The sequence below is a fragment of the Kribbella sp. NPDC055110 genome (assembly GCF_053607525.1).
In genome coordinates this window covers 310,813-325,232 of the sequence record NZ_JBSGTS010000006.1, presented here as the reverse complement: position 1 = coordinate 325,232, position 14,420 = coordinate 310,813, and the positions used below count along the sequence as shown (strand labels likewise).

Sequence of the window (14,420 nt, the reverse complement as noted above, 5' to 3'; positions counted from 1 at the left end):
AGAAAGAAAAGGGAAGGTTAGGAGAGGTAATGAAGAAGGTCATGACCGCGTTGCTCGCGGCGGGCGCTCTGGTGGCGCTCGCGGCGTGTGGGGGCAACAGCAACAACAGCTCGAGTAGTAGTTCGGACGAAAAGGTGACGCTGAAGTTCCAGAGCCTCGCCTTCCAGAAGACGACGGTCGCCGCGACGAAGAAGATCGTCGCGGACTGGAACGCCGCCAACCCGAACATCCAGGTCGAGTACGTCCAGGGCAGCTGGGACTCGGTGCACGACCAGCTGGTCACCCAGTTCCAGGGCGGGACCGCGCCGGACATCATCCACGACGAGTCGGCCGACATCACCGGTTTCATCAACCAGGGCTACCTCGCGGACCTCTCGCCGTACCTCAGCCAAGGAACCAAGGACGCCGTGAGTCAGGGCGTCTGGGACACGGTCTCCAAGGACGGCAAGGTGTACGCCGCCCCGACCTTGCTGCAGTCGTACGTCGTGTTCGCGAACTCGGCGGCGCTGAAGACGGCCGGGATCACGGCGACCGGTGACTCGCTGAGCTGGGACGACCTGGCCGCCGACGCGAAGAAGCTCACCGCGGGTGGTAAGTACGGTCTCGGCTGGGGCCTGAAGAGCCCGACCGCGACGATGCTGAACCTCGGCCTGAACTTCGACGCGAAGTTCTTCGACGGCTCCGGCAAGGACGCGAAGGCGACCGTCGGGGACGCCGAGCTCGAGGTGCCGAAGCGGATCCACGCGATGGCGTACGACGACAAGTCGATCGACCCGACCTCGCTGACGCAGAGCGGTTCCGACGTACTGCCCGGGTTCTACGCCGGCAAGTACGGGATGGTTGTGGCCGGCAACTACGTCGCGCAGCAGATCCTCGAGGAGGCGCCGAAGACCTTCCAGTGGGAGGTACTGCCGCCACTGAAGGGGACCAGCACGAAGCAGGCCGCGAACCCGCAGACGCTGTCGGTACCGGCCGAGGGCAAGCACATCGAGCAGTCGGCGAAGTTCATCGACTACTTCATGAAAGCCGAGAACCTCGCCGCGGTCGGTCAGGGCGACTGGCTGATCCCGACCACGCAGGCGGCCCGGGACGCGGTCCAGCAGGCGACCGGCGGCAAGAACGGCTGGCAGCAGATCCTGGCCAGCGGTTCCGAGCTGACCAAGGCGCCGTTCCAGAGCGTGGAGAACTACCCGCAGTGGAAGGATCAGATCGCGACGCCGGCGTTCCAGCAGTACCTGGCGAACAAGACCGACGCGGCGGCGCTGGGCAAGAAACTGAGCGACGGATGGGGTCAGGTCAACAACTGATGCAGGACAAGACCAGCACCACTCTGCAATCCAAGGCGGTCGGCGTCCTCGTCGGCTCCGCGGTCGGTGACGCGATCGGTGGAGCCGTCGAGGGCTGGACCCCGGAGGCGATCCGGGAACGGCACGGCGGCTGGGTGACCGGCATCGTCGGCCCGTGGTACGACGACTGGCGGACGGCTCGCCCGATCGCGCCGTATCACAAGGGTGACGGGCACATCACCGACGACACCTTGATGACGCATGCGCTGGTCGAGGTGTACGACGAACGCCGGTCGCACCTGGACGCCTACGCGGTCGCCGAGTCGCTGGTCCCGAAGATGATCGAGGGGACCCGCTGGGTCCCCGAGCTCGAGGCGGACGCGTTGCTGTTGCAGCGGGTGTTCCTGGCCGAGAAGTGGCTGGTCGCCCGCCTGCACTACGGGCACGTCGATCCGCGCGAGGCCGGCGTCGGCAACATCGTCAACTGCGGAGCGGCGATGTACATGGCGCCGGTCGGGATCGCGAACGCGGGCGATCCCGAGGGTGCGTACGCCGAGGCGCTCGACGTCGCGGGTGCGCACCAGTCGAGCTACGGGCGGGAGGCGGCCGGCGTGTTCGCGGCCGCCGTCGCCGCCGCGATGGTGCCTGGGGCAACGGCCTCGTCGGCGGTCGAAGCGGCACTGCAGCTGGCCAAGGACGGCACTCGGAGGGCCGTCGAGGCAGTGGCGGAAGCAGCCGACGGCCTGACCGACTGGGAACAGGCGATTCCCGTGCTGCGCAAGGCGATCGAGCCCTACGACACGGTCGGCCCGAACTACCGTGACCTGTCGATGGACGCCCGCCGCCCGAGCCGTACCAAGGCGATCGAGGAACTCCCGGTGGCGCTCGGCTTCGTCCTGGTCTCCGACGGAGATGTACGCCGGGCAGTCCTGGGCGGCACGAACTACGGCCGCGACGCGGACTCGATCGCGTCGATGGCGGGCGCCATCACAGGGGCGCTGAGCGGACAGGACGGCGTACCGGCCGAGTGGGCGGACCAGATCGCCGAGGCGAGCAAGACCGACCTGGTGCAGCCCGGTCTGGTGATGGCGTCGGTCGTGCAGGACATCCGGGCGGCCGACGCCGAGCGGTGGGCCCGGCGTACGGCGGCAGTGGACGCGCTGGTCTGAATGTCAGTTGCTGTAGGCCTCCAACTCCACGATCCGCGAATATCCGTGGTCGTTGGAGTCGCGGATGACGAGCTGGACGGCGTCGACCGCGCGGGGTTCGAAGGTGATGGTCAGGCGTCCCGTGGTGTTCCCGCGGACCTCTTGGACGGTCGTCCATTCGCCGTTGTTCCGGAGCTGTACGTCGAAGTCGCGGAGGCCCATGACCGCGGCCGGGTAGGTGGTGGAGTCGAGGGTTTGGACGACGACCCGGCCGATCGTGGTGGGCTGGACGAAGTCGACGCCGTACGTGTCGGGGAAGACGCCCTTGGTGTTGTCGTGCCAGCCGCTGGCACCCCACTGCGCCGAGTCGGCGTTGCCGTCGACGCCACCGCACAGCCGCATGTTGCCGTTGGTGGACGACGCGACGGCCTGCTCGCCGAGCAGCACGTTGTCGCGGGCCGGGACTGGCTTGATGACGACCGGCACCTGCAGACGCTCCTTCCCGACGGTCAGGTCGACGGTGTGCGTCGCGGGCGCCGTGCCGCGCGGGACGGCGATCTCGAGCGGGGCCTTGACGAGCTGGTCGACGGGCAGGTAGCTGGAGAACTGGCGCCGGGACAGCGTGAGCGCGGAGTCCCCGGTCACCCGCATATCGGCGATCGTCGATTTGCGGCCGGTGTCGGTCATGCCGAGGGTGAGTTTGCCGGCCGGGAAGCAGGGCAGTGGGACGACCTCGACCGGTTGTGGCGTCGCGCTGATATCCACGTGGTTGTTGCTGCTGGCAACGGCGATGGCCGGCACGAGCAGGGCGAGCGGAGCGACGAGGAGAGCAGCGCCGCGCGGGCCGAGGCGGGCAGGAAAGCGGGCAGGGAAGTCGGCGGGGAAGCGTCCGTTCATGGGCGGGTCCGTTCAGGCGAGGTGGGTTCCGGGGTGGCCGTCCTCGACGACCAGGGTGGCGCGGGTGGACGCCGTACCGCCGGGTGTGACGACGCGGTCGACGATGCGGAACTCGGACGTCCACTGGGTGCGGTCGAGGCGGCAGCTGAGGTAGCCGCGCTGGTTCTGGTACTTGACGTGCGGGTTCTCGGCCAGCAGCGCACGTCCGGTCGCGTCGGCGTCGACACCGTCCTTGCCGGACGAGATCGACGTCGTGATGAACTCGGTCCCGACCGCCGGAGTGGACGGGTCCGCGAAGTTCACCCGCAGATCGGAGGCGACACTGCGGTGCAGATCTCCGGTCAGTACGACGAAGTTGCGCACCTCCTGATCGCGGACGCCGGAGAGCACGCGGTCGCGGGATGCGGCGTACCCGTTCCAGGTGTCCATCGGGAGCTCGAGAGCCGGACCGGTCTTACGGTCGAGCTGGGCCATCGCGACCTGCTGAGCGACGACGTTCCAACGGCTGGTCGACCGGCCGAGCGTGTCCAGGAGCCAGCGTTCCTGAGCGTCGCCGGTGATCGTGCGGGCCGGGTCGGTCGACACCTCGTCCGGCGGCAGCCAACCGCCGGTACTCGTCTGGTCGTCGCGGAACTGCCGCGTGTCCAGGACGCTCAGGTCGGCGGTACGGCCGTACCGAAGATGGCGATGCAAGCGGATCGACGGGCCGTCGGGGGACTGGTCGAGACGCAGCGGCATGTGTTCCCAGTATGCGCGGAACCCGTTGGCCCGGCGTACCAGGAAGTCGTCGTACGGAAGGCCGTCCTCGGACACGTACCCGGCCCAGTTGCCCTCGACGTCGTGGTCGTCGAGGGTGACGATCCACGGCGCCGCCGCGTGCGCGGCCTGCAGGTCGGGATCGGTCTTGTGCAGCGCGTACCTGGCCCGGTACTCGTCGAGCGTGAAGATCTCGCCGGCGAAGTCGGCCCGGACAGCCTGGTTCCGTACGCCGGCGGTCGGTCCGACGCCGACCTCGTAGATGTAGTCACCGAGGAACAGCACGACATCGTGCTCCCGGCGTACGACGTCGTGGTACGCCGTGTAGAACCCGTCGTAGAAGGCCTGGCAGGACGCGACCGCCATCGTGACCGCCGGCTCGTCGGACGGCGCGGGCGCGGGCGCGGTCCGCGTCCGACCGACCGGACTGATCTGACCGGCGGCGCGGAATCGGTAGAAGTAGTGCCGCCAGGGACGCAGCCCGCGTACGTCGACGTGCACCGTGTGGGCGTACTCCGGACCGGCGTGCGCCGTGCCGCGACGTACCACTCTGCGGAACGTCTCATCCTCAGCGACCTCCCATTCGACGTTCACGGTGCGGTCGTCCATACCGCCGAACGGTTCGAGCGGACCGGGTGCGAGCCGGGTCCAGATGACCACGGCGTCCGGCAGCGGGTCGCCCGAGGCGACGCCGAGGGTGAAGAGCGGCCTTTTGTCGGTGCGATGCGATATTCCTGCTGCATCGACGAGATCGGGGAGGTTGCCAGAGAGTGCGAGCGCGGCGGCGGCGCCGGTCAGGAAGCTGCGGCGGGTGACCATCGGCCGAAGTATCGGCCCGCGCCGAGAGAACGATCCAGGTGCGCGTTTCGCCTGGCGCAACAAGGGGGAAGGAAGCAGTGCGTTGACGTCCTCCCCGCCGCGAACGACAGGGATTTCAACTGCTACGCGGAGGTGGCGAGTTGAGGTTCACGCTTCTGCGAGACCTGTACTGGCGTCTCTCGACGTGTGCTCACGGCCCGTCCGGCCGCGATGTTGACGGCTGCGTTCACGTCGGCGTTGGCCTGGTGACCACAGGCGACGCATCGGAAGACCGCTTGGTTCTTGCGGCTTTCCGGTGCGCAGTGCCCGCAGGTGCTGCAGGTCTGCGACGTGTACGCAGGATTCACTCTTTCGACCCGGCCCAGGGCTTTGTGCTCCAATCGCTCCACAAGCAGTCCCCAGGCGCTGGCTCGGATACCAGCGTTGAGTCTTGCCTTGGCCCGGCGCTTGTTCGGCAAGTAGGCACCGGGACGTGCCGGGTCAGGCTTGGGTTTGGGGCGGCTGGTCATTTGGGCGACGCGCAGGTCTTCGACACGGATGATGTCGAAGCGACGGGCGAGGTCGGTGCTGGTCTTCTCGACCCAATCCTTGCGGCGGCCACGGGCGCGGGCGTGGAGCCCGGCGATCGCGGCTCTGACTCGCTGCCGGCGGTTGGAGCCGCGCTGGCAGCGGGCCAGGCGACGTTGCAAGTGCTTGAGGCGCTTCAGTTCGCCGTCCGAAAACCCTGGACACGACAGAAGCTCTCCCGTCGAAAGGGCGGCCGAGGTGGTCACGCCGCGGTCCACTCCAACGACCTCGCCCGAGCCGGGTGCCGGGATGGGTGGCGGGATCGCTGCGAAGGCGATGTGCCAGCGTCCGGTCCGGTCGCGAGAGATGCGGTACGACTTGGCGTCGGGTACAGCGCGGGACACGCGGAACCGAACCCAACCGACTTTGGGGACGTTGACCACGGCCCACTTCCGGTTGAGCCTCAAGATCCTCGACGCCTGGCCGCCGACGACGCGGAAACCCTCATGCAGCCGAGCCTTGCGCCAGGTCGGACGTCGGTGAGTGCCGGCGTGGAAGTTCCTGACAGCCTGGTCGAAGTCGCGGAGCGCTTGCTGCTGAACTGTCTGCGAGCCGGCGCGAAGCCAGTCGAAACCCGCCCGCGCCTCGGTCAGTTGCCGCGCCTGCTCGACGTACCGAGGCGCTGGCCGTTTGTCGCGGGTCCACATCGACCACTGCTCGAGTGCGAGGTTCCAGACATACCTCGCATGACCGCACTGCAGCAGCAATGCAGTCCCCTGCTCGGGAGTCGGGTACAGCCGGAAGCGAGACATGCCAGATACTCAACCAGCCGGGACCGACAGTCCCGCTTCTTCGAGGGGAGGGAGTCGCGGTTTCGTTCGGCCTCGCAGGACGATTCCCCGCGACCTATGCCATGAGAATGACCTGGGTGCAGCCGGAGGATCTTCTCCCGCACCAACTGGTCCAGGCGCGGTCGGAAGGCGTTGACGTCACCGACGTGCAGGCTCGCTGGATCGCCGCCGGCGGTACGACGGACGCGCCGGTGTCCGGTGCCTCCGACGAGCCGGCGACGCCCGCGTTGCGTGCGCTTGCTCGCGAACTGCTCGACGTGCTCGACGCCAGGACAGGGGAGTGGCGCGAGCCGGCGATCCCGGAGTTGCCCTCGCTGGGCGAACCGGTCGACCTCGAGACGCGGACGCTGAACGCGTGGCTCGGGCGGATGGCCGGGAACCTGCTCGGCAAGCCGGTGGAGAAGATTCCGCGCGAGGGCATCCGGGAGATCCTGGCCAGTTCAGGACAGTGGCCGCTGACGCGGTACATCACCGCTGTCGGCGTACCGGACGAGGTGCAGCGGCGGTGGCCGTGGAACCGGCGGTCGAAGGTGAACAGTCTGCGCGAGGTCATCGACGGGATGCCCGAGGACGACGACATCAACTTCGCGATCCTGGCGCTGCTGATGATGGAGCGGTTCGGGCCGGGGCTGACCACGGACGACGTGGCGCAGAGCTGGCTGAACGACCTGCCGGCCGGTCGCGTGTTCACCGCCGAACGTGTCGCCTACCGGAACCTTCTGGAAGGGGTGGAGCCGGCCCGCGCGGCCGTCGTCGGGAACCCGTTCCGGGAGTGGATCGGCGCACAGATCCGGACCGACGCGTACGGCTGGGCGCATCCCGGCGATCGCACCGCGGCCGCGCGGCTCGCGCTCGTCGACGCCCAGCTCAGTCACACCGGCGCCGGTGTCGACGGCGCGCTCTGGGTCGCAGCGATGTCGGCCGCCGCCGTGGTCCTCGACGATCCGGTCAAGGCCGCGGTCGCCGGTCTTGACGTGATCGGCGGTCAGGGTGCGATCGCCCGCGCGGTCCGGTTCGGACTGACCCTCGCCGATGCCGAGCTGGACGACGCGCTCGACGCTCTGCACGCGGAGTACGGCGACCTGCATTGGGTACATGCGGTGAACAACACCGCACTCACTGCCTACGCACTGACCGCTCCGGATTTCAGCACGGCGATCGGTCGCGCGGTGATGGGCGGCTGGGACACCGACTCGGCCGGTGCCACGGTCGGCGCGGTTTTTGGCGCGACGCGGGGGGTTCCGGCAGAGTGGTCTGCACCACTGGACAATCGGGTGGCCACCAGCCTCCCGGGGATGAACCAGATCGCGATCAACGAACTGGCGCGGCGGACTGTGGAGGTGGCGCGGGGTGGTGCCTGAGGTGGTCGTCGTAGGAAGCGCGAACGTGGACCTGGTGTTGCCGGTCCAGCGCATCCCGCGGCCGGGTGAGACGGTCCTGGCGGGAGCCATGACGCGCGGTCCGGGCGGTAAGGGAGCGAACCAGGCGGTGGCGTCGGCCCGCGCCGGTGCGCGGACGGCGATGGTGGTCGCGCTCGGCGACGACGAGGGCGGTGCGTTGCTGCGGGCAGCGCTCGAGGGTGTCGATCTGACGCTGGCGACGACCAGTGAGGCTCCGACTGGTACGGCGATCATCACGGTCGAGGAGAGCGGTGAGAACTCGATCGTGGTCGCGCCCGGCGCGAACGGTCAGCTGACGCTGTCGGAGGAGGCTGTCGCCGCGATCGGACAAGCGAAAATCGTGCTTTCTCAATTGGAGATTCCGTTCGCGACCGTCCAGGCGGCGGCCGCTGCATCGGCGTACTTCATTTTGAACGCGGCCCCGGCGGCGGAGCTGTCGGACGAATTGCTCGCCGAGGTCGATCTGCTGGTGGTGAACGAGACCGAGGCAGAGGCGATCGCTGGGTCGGACCGGTCTGCGTTGCTCAAGAAGGTGCCGGCTGCGGTCGTCACGCTGGGCGGTGCGGGCGCTGTGATCCTGACCCGGGACGCCGACGAGATCGAGGTTCCCGGCGTACCTGTCGACGTCGTTGACACGACGGCTGCGGGGGACACGTTCTGCGGGGTGCTGGCTGCGGCGTTAGCTGCTGCATCAGCTAACGGCTCGCTCACCGGAAGCGACCTGACGAACGCGGTCCGACGCGCTAACGTTGCTGCTTCATTGAGTGTTCAGGCCGCGGGGGCGATTTCCTCGGTGCCTCACGGGGATGCAATCGACGCGCGTTATGCGGAGGTGTACCTGTGAATCCGCTCGAACCGCGGCCCATCGATCTACCCGCCCGGGTCGATCTCGGGCTCGGGACCGACCTGTCCTTCCTGGACGACGCCAAGATCCTCGGCGCGCCGGAAGACCCGTCCGATCTGCCGCGGTGGCGCGCGAAACTGGCCGAGTGGCGGTTCGGCGCCATCGAGCGGACGCGGTACGACGGTGCGCACTACGACGAGCCCGGTCGCGAATGGACGCAGACGGCGTACTCGGTGGCGCTCGTCTGGCTCTGGGACGACCTGCTCTACAACGTTGAGACCGGGAAGTTCACGCCGGAGAAGTTCGTCGAGCACGGTGTCGCCGAGTTCGGCGGGTACGACGCGATCGTGTTCTGGCATGCGTACCCGGTGATCGGGATCGACGACCGCAACCAGTTCGACTTCTACCGCGACGTACCCGGCCTGCGTACGTTGATCGACGACCTGCACGGGCTCGGTCTGAAGGTGTTCTTCGACTACAACCCGTGGGACGTCGGCACCCGCCGCGCGGACCGTTCGGATGCCGACGAGTTCGCGGCCCTGGTCACGGAGTACGCGGTCGACGGCGTGTTCCTGGACACCCTCAAGGAGGGCGACCCGAAGTTCACCCGCGCGATCCGGCAGGCGAACCCGGCGATCGCGCTGGAGGGCGAGTCACGGTTGCCGATGGCAAGGATCGGCGACCATGCGCTGTCCTGGGCGCAGTGGTTCGCGGACACGCACACGCCCGGCGTACTGCGGGCGCACCTGTTCGAGCGCCGGCACATGATGCACCACACCCGCCGCTGGAACCGGGACCACAGCGACGAGCTGCAGTCCGCGTGGGTGAACGGCGTCGGCATGCTGGTCTGGGAGTCGGTGTTCTCGGCGTGGGTCGGCTGGAACGCCCGCGACCGCGCGACGCTGCGCCGGATGGTCGCCGCGCAGCGCGCGTTCGCGCCGGTGCTGATCGCCGGCGACTGGATCCAGCTGACGCCCGAGATTCCGGAGAAGGCCCGTGACCACGGTGTGTACGGGTCCCGGTTCGACCTGGCCGACATCACGTTCTGGACGCTGATCAACCGGCACGACGAGGACTTCGACGGCATCGTGCTGCGCTCCGAGGACCAGGTCGGCGACTGGTACGACGTGACATCTGGCGTGCCGATCACCGCAGACGACGACGGCGTACACCTGACCGTGCCGGGGCGTGGCGTCGCCGGGATCGTCCGGGTCGGCGCAACCGCCGGCGCCTCGTGCCGGGCGACCGCCCGCCGACTGGGCACGATGCCGCGGGCGCACGTCAGCGAGTCCGCGTTCCCGATGCGCCCGGCCGAGCTGGTCCCGGTGCCACCTGTTTCGGGCTCTGCCGAGATCGGGCCGACGATCGAGGTGCCGGCCGGGGAGCGGACGTTGACGGTCCGGCACCGGCGGCGCGAGACCGGGCTGTACGACACCGCGCCGTACGTCGAGGAATGGAAGCCGCTGCCGCCTCGCCTGCACGACATCCAGACGATCGAGCGTGAGGTCTCGCTGCCGGGTGTCGCGGTGGCGATCGCCGAAGTGACGAACGCGGAGTACCTGGCCTTCGTGCAGGCGACCGGCTACCGCCCGTTGATCGCGAACCGGTTCCTGCAGCAATGGGTCGACGGCGCCCCGGTGCCCGGGACCGAGGACCAGCCGGTGACGTACGTCGACCTGCCGGACGCGCGCGCGTACGCCGCGTGGCGTGGCGGCCGCCTGCCCACCGAGGACGAGTGGCAGGTCGCCGCTCTCGAGGAGGGATTCGTCCGGCGCGAGCCGCTGGTGTGGAACCTGACCGAGAGCGAGCACCGCGACGGCCGCAGCCGGTTCTGCATCCTCAAGGGCGGTTCGCATTACGCGGCTGAGGGCTCCGACTGGTACGCCGACGGCGGGCCGCAGGACCCGGATGTCAGCTTCAAGCTGGTGCTGACCGGCGGCGGTCTGGATCGCTCGGAGAACATCGGCTTCAGGTGCGCGGGATGAGGCCTGCTCCGCTCGACGGGGTGAAGGTGCTGGAGGCGGCGACGCTGTTCGCGGGACCGCTGGCGGCGACCTTCCTCGGCGATTTCGGCGCCGACGTCACGAAGATCGAGCACCCGTCCCGCCCGGACGCCGCGCGCACGCACGGCGCCTCGAAGGACGGCGTCGGGCTCTGGTTCAAGACCCTCGGCCGGAACAAGCGGCTCGCGACGCTGGACCTGTCGCGCGGCCGGGACGTGTTCCTCTCGCTGGTGCGCTCTCACGACGTACTCGTGGAGAACTTCCGGCCCGGCACGCTGGAGCGTTGGGGGCTCGGGCCCGACGTACTGCTCGAGGCGAATCCGCGGCTGGTGATCGCGCGGGTGACCGCGTTCGGGCAGGTCGGGCCGTGGTCGCGGCGTCCCGGGTTCGGGTCGCTGGCCGAGGCGATGAGCGGGTTCGCGGCGGTCACGGGTGAGCCGGACGGGCCGCCGACGTTGCCGCCGTTCGGACTCGCGGACGGGATCACCGCGCTCGCCACGGCGTACGCGGTCCTGGTGGCGCTGCGCGAGCGGGATCGGTCCGGGGCGGGACAGGTGATCGACATGGCGATCATCGAGCCGATCCTGATGATGCTCGGCGGCGGCATCACGGCGTACCAGCAGACCGGGTACGTGCAGCCGCGGCTGGGGAACCGCTCGTCGAACAACGCCCCGCGGAACGTGTACCGGACTCTTGACGGCCGGTGGGTGGCGGTATCGACCAGTTCGCAGAGCATCGCCGAGCGCGTGGTGACGTTGGTCGGGCGCGCGGATCTGGTCGCGCAGCCGTGGTTCGCGACGGGGCGCGAGCGGGCCGAACACGCCGACGAGCTGGACGAGGCCGTCGGTTCGTGGATCGCGGAGCGGCCGTTGGAAACCGTGATGGATGAGTTCGAGAAGGCCGAGGCCGCGGTCGGGCCGGTGCACGATATCCGCGGGATCATGAGCGACCCGCAGTATGCCGCTTTGGGGACGATCGTCAGCGTCGACGACGACGAGCTCGACGGACCGGTGCAGATGCAGAACGTGCTGTTCCGGCTGTCCGAGTCGCCGGGGGCGATCAAGTGGGCGGGCCGGCCGCACGGCGCGAACACCGACGAAGTGCTCGCCGAGATCGGCGTCACGCCGGATCAGCTGGCGGCGCTGCGCGCAGCAGGAGTGGTGTGAGGTGCTGACCGCACTGTACGTTCCGGCCAACCGGCCGGACCGGTTCGCGAAGGCTGTTGCCGCAGGCCCCGACCTGGTGGTGTTCGATCTCGAGGACGCCGTACCGGTCGCCGACAAGGCGGACGCGCGCGGCTGGGCGGTGGCCTGGATCGCGGTGCACGCACACGGGCCGGTGGAGGTCCGGGTGAACGCGCTCGGCACACCCTGGATCGCGGACGACCTGGCGGCGATCTCCGCCGTACCTTCGGTGCGGATCCGGTTGCCGAAGGTCGAGAGTGCGGCCGATGTGCGGGAGGTCCTCGAAAAGGTGCCGTCGGCAAGGATCACCGCGCTGATCGAGTCGCCGCTGGGCCTCGAGCGGGCGTTCGAGATCGCCGGCGCCGACCCGCGCGTCGTCGCGGTCGCGCTCGGCGAGGCGGATCTGTCCAGTGCGCTCGGGGTCGACGGCTCGGAGGGTCTTGCGTGGGCGCGCGGGCGGCTGGTGTCGGCGTCGCGGGCCGCGGGCCTGGGCGCGCCGATGATGTCGGTCTACCCGAACGTGCAGGACCTCGACGGACTCCGGCGTACGTCGGCGGAAGGCCGGGCGCTCGGATTCGTCGGCCGTACGGCGATTCACCCGCGGCAGCTCGCGACGATCGTCGAGGCGTTCACCCCGTCCGCGATCCAGGTCGCCGAGGCGGAGGCGCTGCTGGCGGCCGTCGAGAAGGCGGATGTCGCGCGCGGCGGCGTACTCGTGCTCCCCGACGGCCGCATGGTCGACCCCGCCATGATCGGCCGCGCTCGTGAGGTGACCGCCCTCATGCGCGAGGTCGAGTCGAGGTGAGGCGTACGTGCACGCAGGCACAAGTGGGTCATTCGGGGTGCTGCGGGCGGGTTGCGGGCACTTCTGCCTGCGTGGCGGTCCGGCTCGGCTAAGGTTTTGAGCATGCTGCCGCGCAGTGTTGATGCCGTGGTCATCGGTTCGGGGCCGAACGGGCTGGTGAGTGCGATCACGCTCGCCGACGCGGGCTGGGACGTGCTGGTGCTGGAGGCCGCCGACGCGTTCGGCGGCGCTGTCCGGTCGACCGAGGACGGCGGCTGGATCAGCGATCGCTTCAGCTCGAGCTACCCGCTCGGGGTCGCGTCACCGGTGCTGCGGGCGCTGGAACTCGAGAAGTACGGCCTGAAATGGGCGCATGCGCCGCTCCCGCTCGTGCACCTGCTCGACTCCGAGGGTGCCGCGGCCGCGATCCACCCGGACCCGGAGGACACCGCGAAGTCGCTCGGCGCCGAGCATCCGGGCGACGGTGACGCGTGGTTGCGCCTGTACCAGCAGTACGTGTCGGTCCGGGAGCCGTTGCTGAACGCGCTCCTCACCACCTGGCCACCGCTCCGTCCGGGGCTGAAACTGGCCCGGAAGCTCGGTTCGGCGGGGGAGTTGCTCAGGTTCGCGCGGTTCATGGCGATGCCGATGCACCGGATGGGTCAGGAACTGTTCGACGGGCGGCACGGTCCGGCCATCATCGCCGGGAACGCGCTGCACGCGGACGCGCCGTTGTCCGGCAGCGTCAGCGGGACGATGGGCTGGCTGCTCGCGATGATGGCTCAGGACGTCGGCTTCCCGGTCGCGGCCGGCGGATCGTCCGCGTTCTCCGGTGCACTGGTAAGGCGGGCCGAGCGCGCGGGCGCGTTACTTGTCCCCGGTACGCCGGTGACCGGTCTCGAAGTGTCCGCGGGCCGCGTGACCGCCGTACACACTGCATCCGGTGAGACCGTGACCGTCGAGCGTGCCGTGGTCGCGGACACGTCCGCGCCGGCGCTGTACGGCGAGTTGTTGCCGGAGGCACTCATTCCGGGCGGGCTGCGGCGGGACCTGGACGAACGGTTCGAGTGGGACTACCCGACGGTCAAGCTGAACTTCCGGCTGAACGGCCCGATCCCGTGGACGTCGTCGGAGGCACGTTCCGCGGGCGTCGTACACCTCGGCGGTACGGCGGACGACCTCGTGCACCTGTCCGCCGACCTCGACACCGGCCGCGTGCCGTCGCAGCCGTTCCTGCTGATCGGCCAGACCACGAAGGCGGATCCGACGCGCTCGCCTTCCGGAACAGAGGCGGTCTGGGCGTACGCTCACCTGCCGCGCGGGATCGCCGACGACGCCTCCGCGGAGAAGCTGGCCGGCCGGATGGAACGCGCGATCGAGCGATTCGCCCCCGGCTTCACCGACCTCGTCATCGGCCGCGACCTGCAACGCCCGTCGGCGCTCGAGTCCGGCAACGCGGCGCTCGGGTTCGGCGCGCTGGGCGGCGGGACGATGCAGCTCCACCAGCAACTGATCTTCCGCCCGACGATCGGCCTGGGCAGCGCCCGCACCTTCGTCGAAGGCCTGTACCTCGGCAGCTCCGCCATCCACCCCGGCGGCGGCGTACACGGAGCCTGCGGCCACCTAGCCGCCCGAACCGCCCTCCGCGACGCCTCCCTCCTAGGCCCCCTCACCCGAAAACTCCCCACCGCCACCCTCCGCCACCTCCAACGCTGACCCACCCACCCCACCACCAACCTCACACCACCGCACCCACCGCACCCACCGCACCCACCGCACCCACCGCACCCACCGCACCCACCGCACCCACCGCACCCACCGCACCCACCGCTCGCACCCACCACGCACGCACCGCACCACCGCCCGGCCTGCACCGCACCACCCCCCGGCGTGCACCGCCCGGCGTGCACCGCCCGGCCTGCGCCACCCGGTCCACCCCAC

Annotated in this window: 11 protein-coding genes; 8 read left to right on the top strand and 3 right to left on the bottom strand. The window is 69.5% G+C overall.

From position 1 onward, the window contains the following. The first annotated feature begins 29 nt into the window (after positions 1-29). A complete protein-coding gene (locus ACWF0M_RS12920) occupies positions 30-1,307 on the top strand; it encodes an ABC transporter substrate-binding protein (protein ID WP_452235815.1) in 1,278 nt (425 codons plus the stop codon). After that, the gene (locus ACWF0M_RS12915) at positions 1,307-2,455 is read left to right on the top strand and encodes an ADP-ribosylglycohydrolase family protein (RefSeq protein ID WP_452235814.1); all 1,149 of its coding nucleotides are present in this window, start codon (positions 1,307-1,309) and stop codon (positions 2,453-2,455) included. Before ACWF0M_RS12920 ends, ACWF0M_RS12915 begins: the two co-directional genes overlap by 1 nt. A gap of 3 nt (positions 2,456-2,458) precedes the next feature. Here ACWF0M_RS12915 and ACWF0M_RS12910 read toward each other — a convergent pair whose 3' ends face one another. From ACWF0M_RS12910 to ACWF0M_RS12900, 3 genes are all read right to left on the bottom strand, one after another. Then, positions 2,459-3,331, bottom strand: a complete 873-nt coding sequence (locus tag ACWF0M_RS12910; RefSeq protein WP_452235813.1) for a galactose-binding domain-containing protein — start codon at positions 3,329-3,331, stop codon at positions 2,459-2,461. 12 nt (positions 3,332-3,343) lie between these two features. After that, positions 3,344-4,906 (bottom strand): alkaline phosphatase D family protein, encoded by a 1,563-nt coding sequence (locus ACWF0M_RS12905; protein ID WP_452235812.1) that lies wholly within the window; start codon positions 4,904-4,906, stop codon positions 3,344-3,346. A gap of 122 nt (positions 4,907-5,028) precedes the next feature. After that, complete coding sequence (locus ACWF0M_RS12900) at positions 5,029-6,225, bottom strand: RNA-guided endonuclease InsQ/TnpB family protein (protein WP_452235811.1); 1,197 nt, start codon at positions 6,223-6,225, stop codon at positions 5,029-5,031. A gap of 107 nt (positions 6,226-6,332) precedes the next feature. Here ACWF0M_RS12900 and ACWF0M_RS12895 point away from each other — a divergent pair, with 107 nt between their 5' ends. The 6 genes from ACWF0M_RS12895 (at position 6,333) to ACWF0M_RS12870 (ending at position 14,195) form a co-directional block, all read left to right on the top strand. Then, complete coding sequence (locus ACWF0M_RS12895; RefSeq protein ID WP_452235810.1) at positions 6,333-7,625, top strand: ADP-ribosylglycohydrolase family protein; 1,293 nt, start codon at positions 6,333-6,335, stop codon at positions 7,623-7,625. After that, positions 7,615-8,508: a ribokinase gene (locus tag ACWF0M_RS12890; protein WP_452235809.1), complete on the top strand. Its 894-nt coding sequence runs from the start codon at positions 7,615-7,617 to the stop codon at positions 8,506-8,508. The genes ACWF0M_RS12895 and ACWF0M_RS12890 overlap by 11 nt, the downstream gene beginning before the upstream one ends. Next, positions 8,505-10,493: an SUMF1/EgtB/PvdO family nonheme iron enzyme gene (locus ACWF0M_RS12885; protein ID WP_452235808.1), complete on the top strand. Its 1,989-nt coding sequence runs from the start codon at positions 8,505-8,507 to the stop codon at positions 10,491-10,493. The genes ACWF0M_RS12890 and ACWF0M_RS12885 overlap by 4 nt, the downstream gene beginning before the upstream one ends. Next, complete coding sequence (locus tag ACWF0M_RS12880; RefSeq protein WP_452235807.1) at positions 10,490-11,677, top strand: CaiB/BaiF CoA transferase family protein; 1,188 nt, start codon at positions 10,490-10,492, stop codon at positions 11,675-11,677. The genes ACWF0M_RS12885 and ACWF0M_RS12880 overlap by 4 nt, the downstream gene beginning before the upstream one ends. A 1-nt stretch (position 11,678) precedes the next feature. Next, the gene (locus ACWF0M_RS12875) at positions 11,679-12,500 is read left to right on the top strand and encodes an HpcH/HpaI aldolase/citrate lyase family protein (protein ID WP_452235806.1); all 822 of its coding nucleotides are present in this window, start codon (positions 11,679-11,681) and stop codon (positions 12,498-12,500) included. Between the two features lie 102 nt (positions 12,501-12,602). Further along, entirely contained in the window at positions 12,603-14,195 is a 1,593-nt protein-coding gene (locus tag ACWF0M_RS12870; protein ID WP_452235805.1) for a phytoene desaturase family protein, read from the top strand. Positions 14,196-14,420: the final 225 nt, after the last annotated feature.

Excerpts from the sequence above, each read along its gene's own strand:
- ACWF0M_RS12900 (WP_452235811.1), bottom strand. The coding sequence starts at position 6,225 with ATGTCTCGCTTCCGGCTGTACCCGACTCCCGAGCAGGGGACTGCATTG.
- ACWF0M_RS12915 (WP_452235814.1), top strand. The coding sequence starts at position 1,307 with ATGCAGGACAAGACCAGCACCACTCTGCAATCCAAGGCGGTCGGCGTC.
- ACWF0M_RS12905 (WP_452235812.1), bottom strand. The coding sequence starts at position 4,906 with ATGGTCACCCGCCGCAGCTTCCTGACCGGCGCCGCCGCCGCGCTCGCA.
- ACWF0M_RS12870 (WP_452235805.1), top strand. The coding sequence starts at position 12,603 with ATGCTGCCGCGCAGTGTTGATGCCGTGGTCATCGGTTCGGGGCCGAAC.
- ACWF0M_RS12920 (WP_452235815.1), top strand. The coding sequence starts at position 30 with ATGAAGAAGGTCATGACCGCGTTGCTCGCGGCGGGCGCTCTGGTGGCG.
- ACWF0M_RS12895 (WP_452235810.1), top strand. The coding sequence starts at position 6,333 with ATGACCTGGGTGCAGCCGGAGGATCTTCTCCCGCACCAACTGGTCCAG.
- ACWF0M_RS12910 (WP_452235813.1), bottom strand. The coding sequence starts at position 3,331 with ATGAACGGACGCTTCCCCGCCGACTTCCCTGCCCGCTTTCCTGCCCGC.
- ACWF0M_RS12880 (WP_452235807.1), top strand. The coding sequence starts at position 10,490 with ATGAGGCCTGCTCCGCTCGACGGGGTGAAGGTGCTGGAGGCGGCGACG.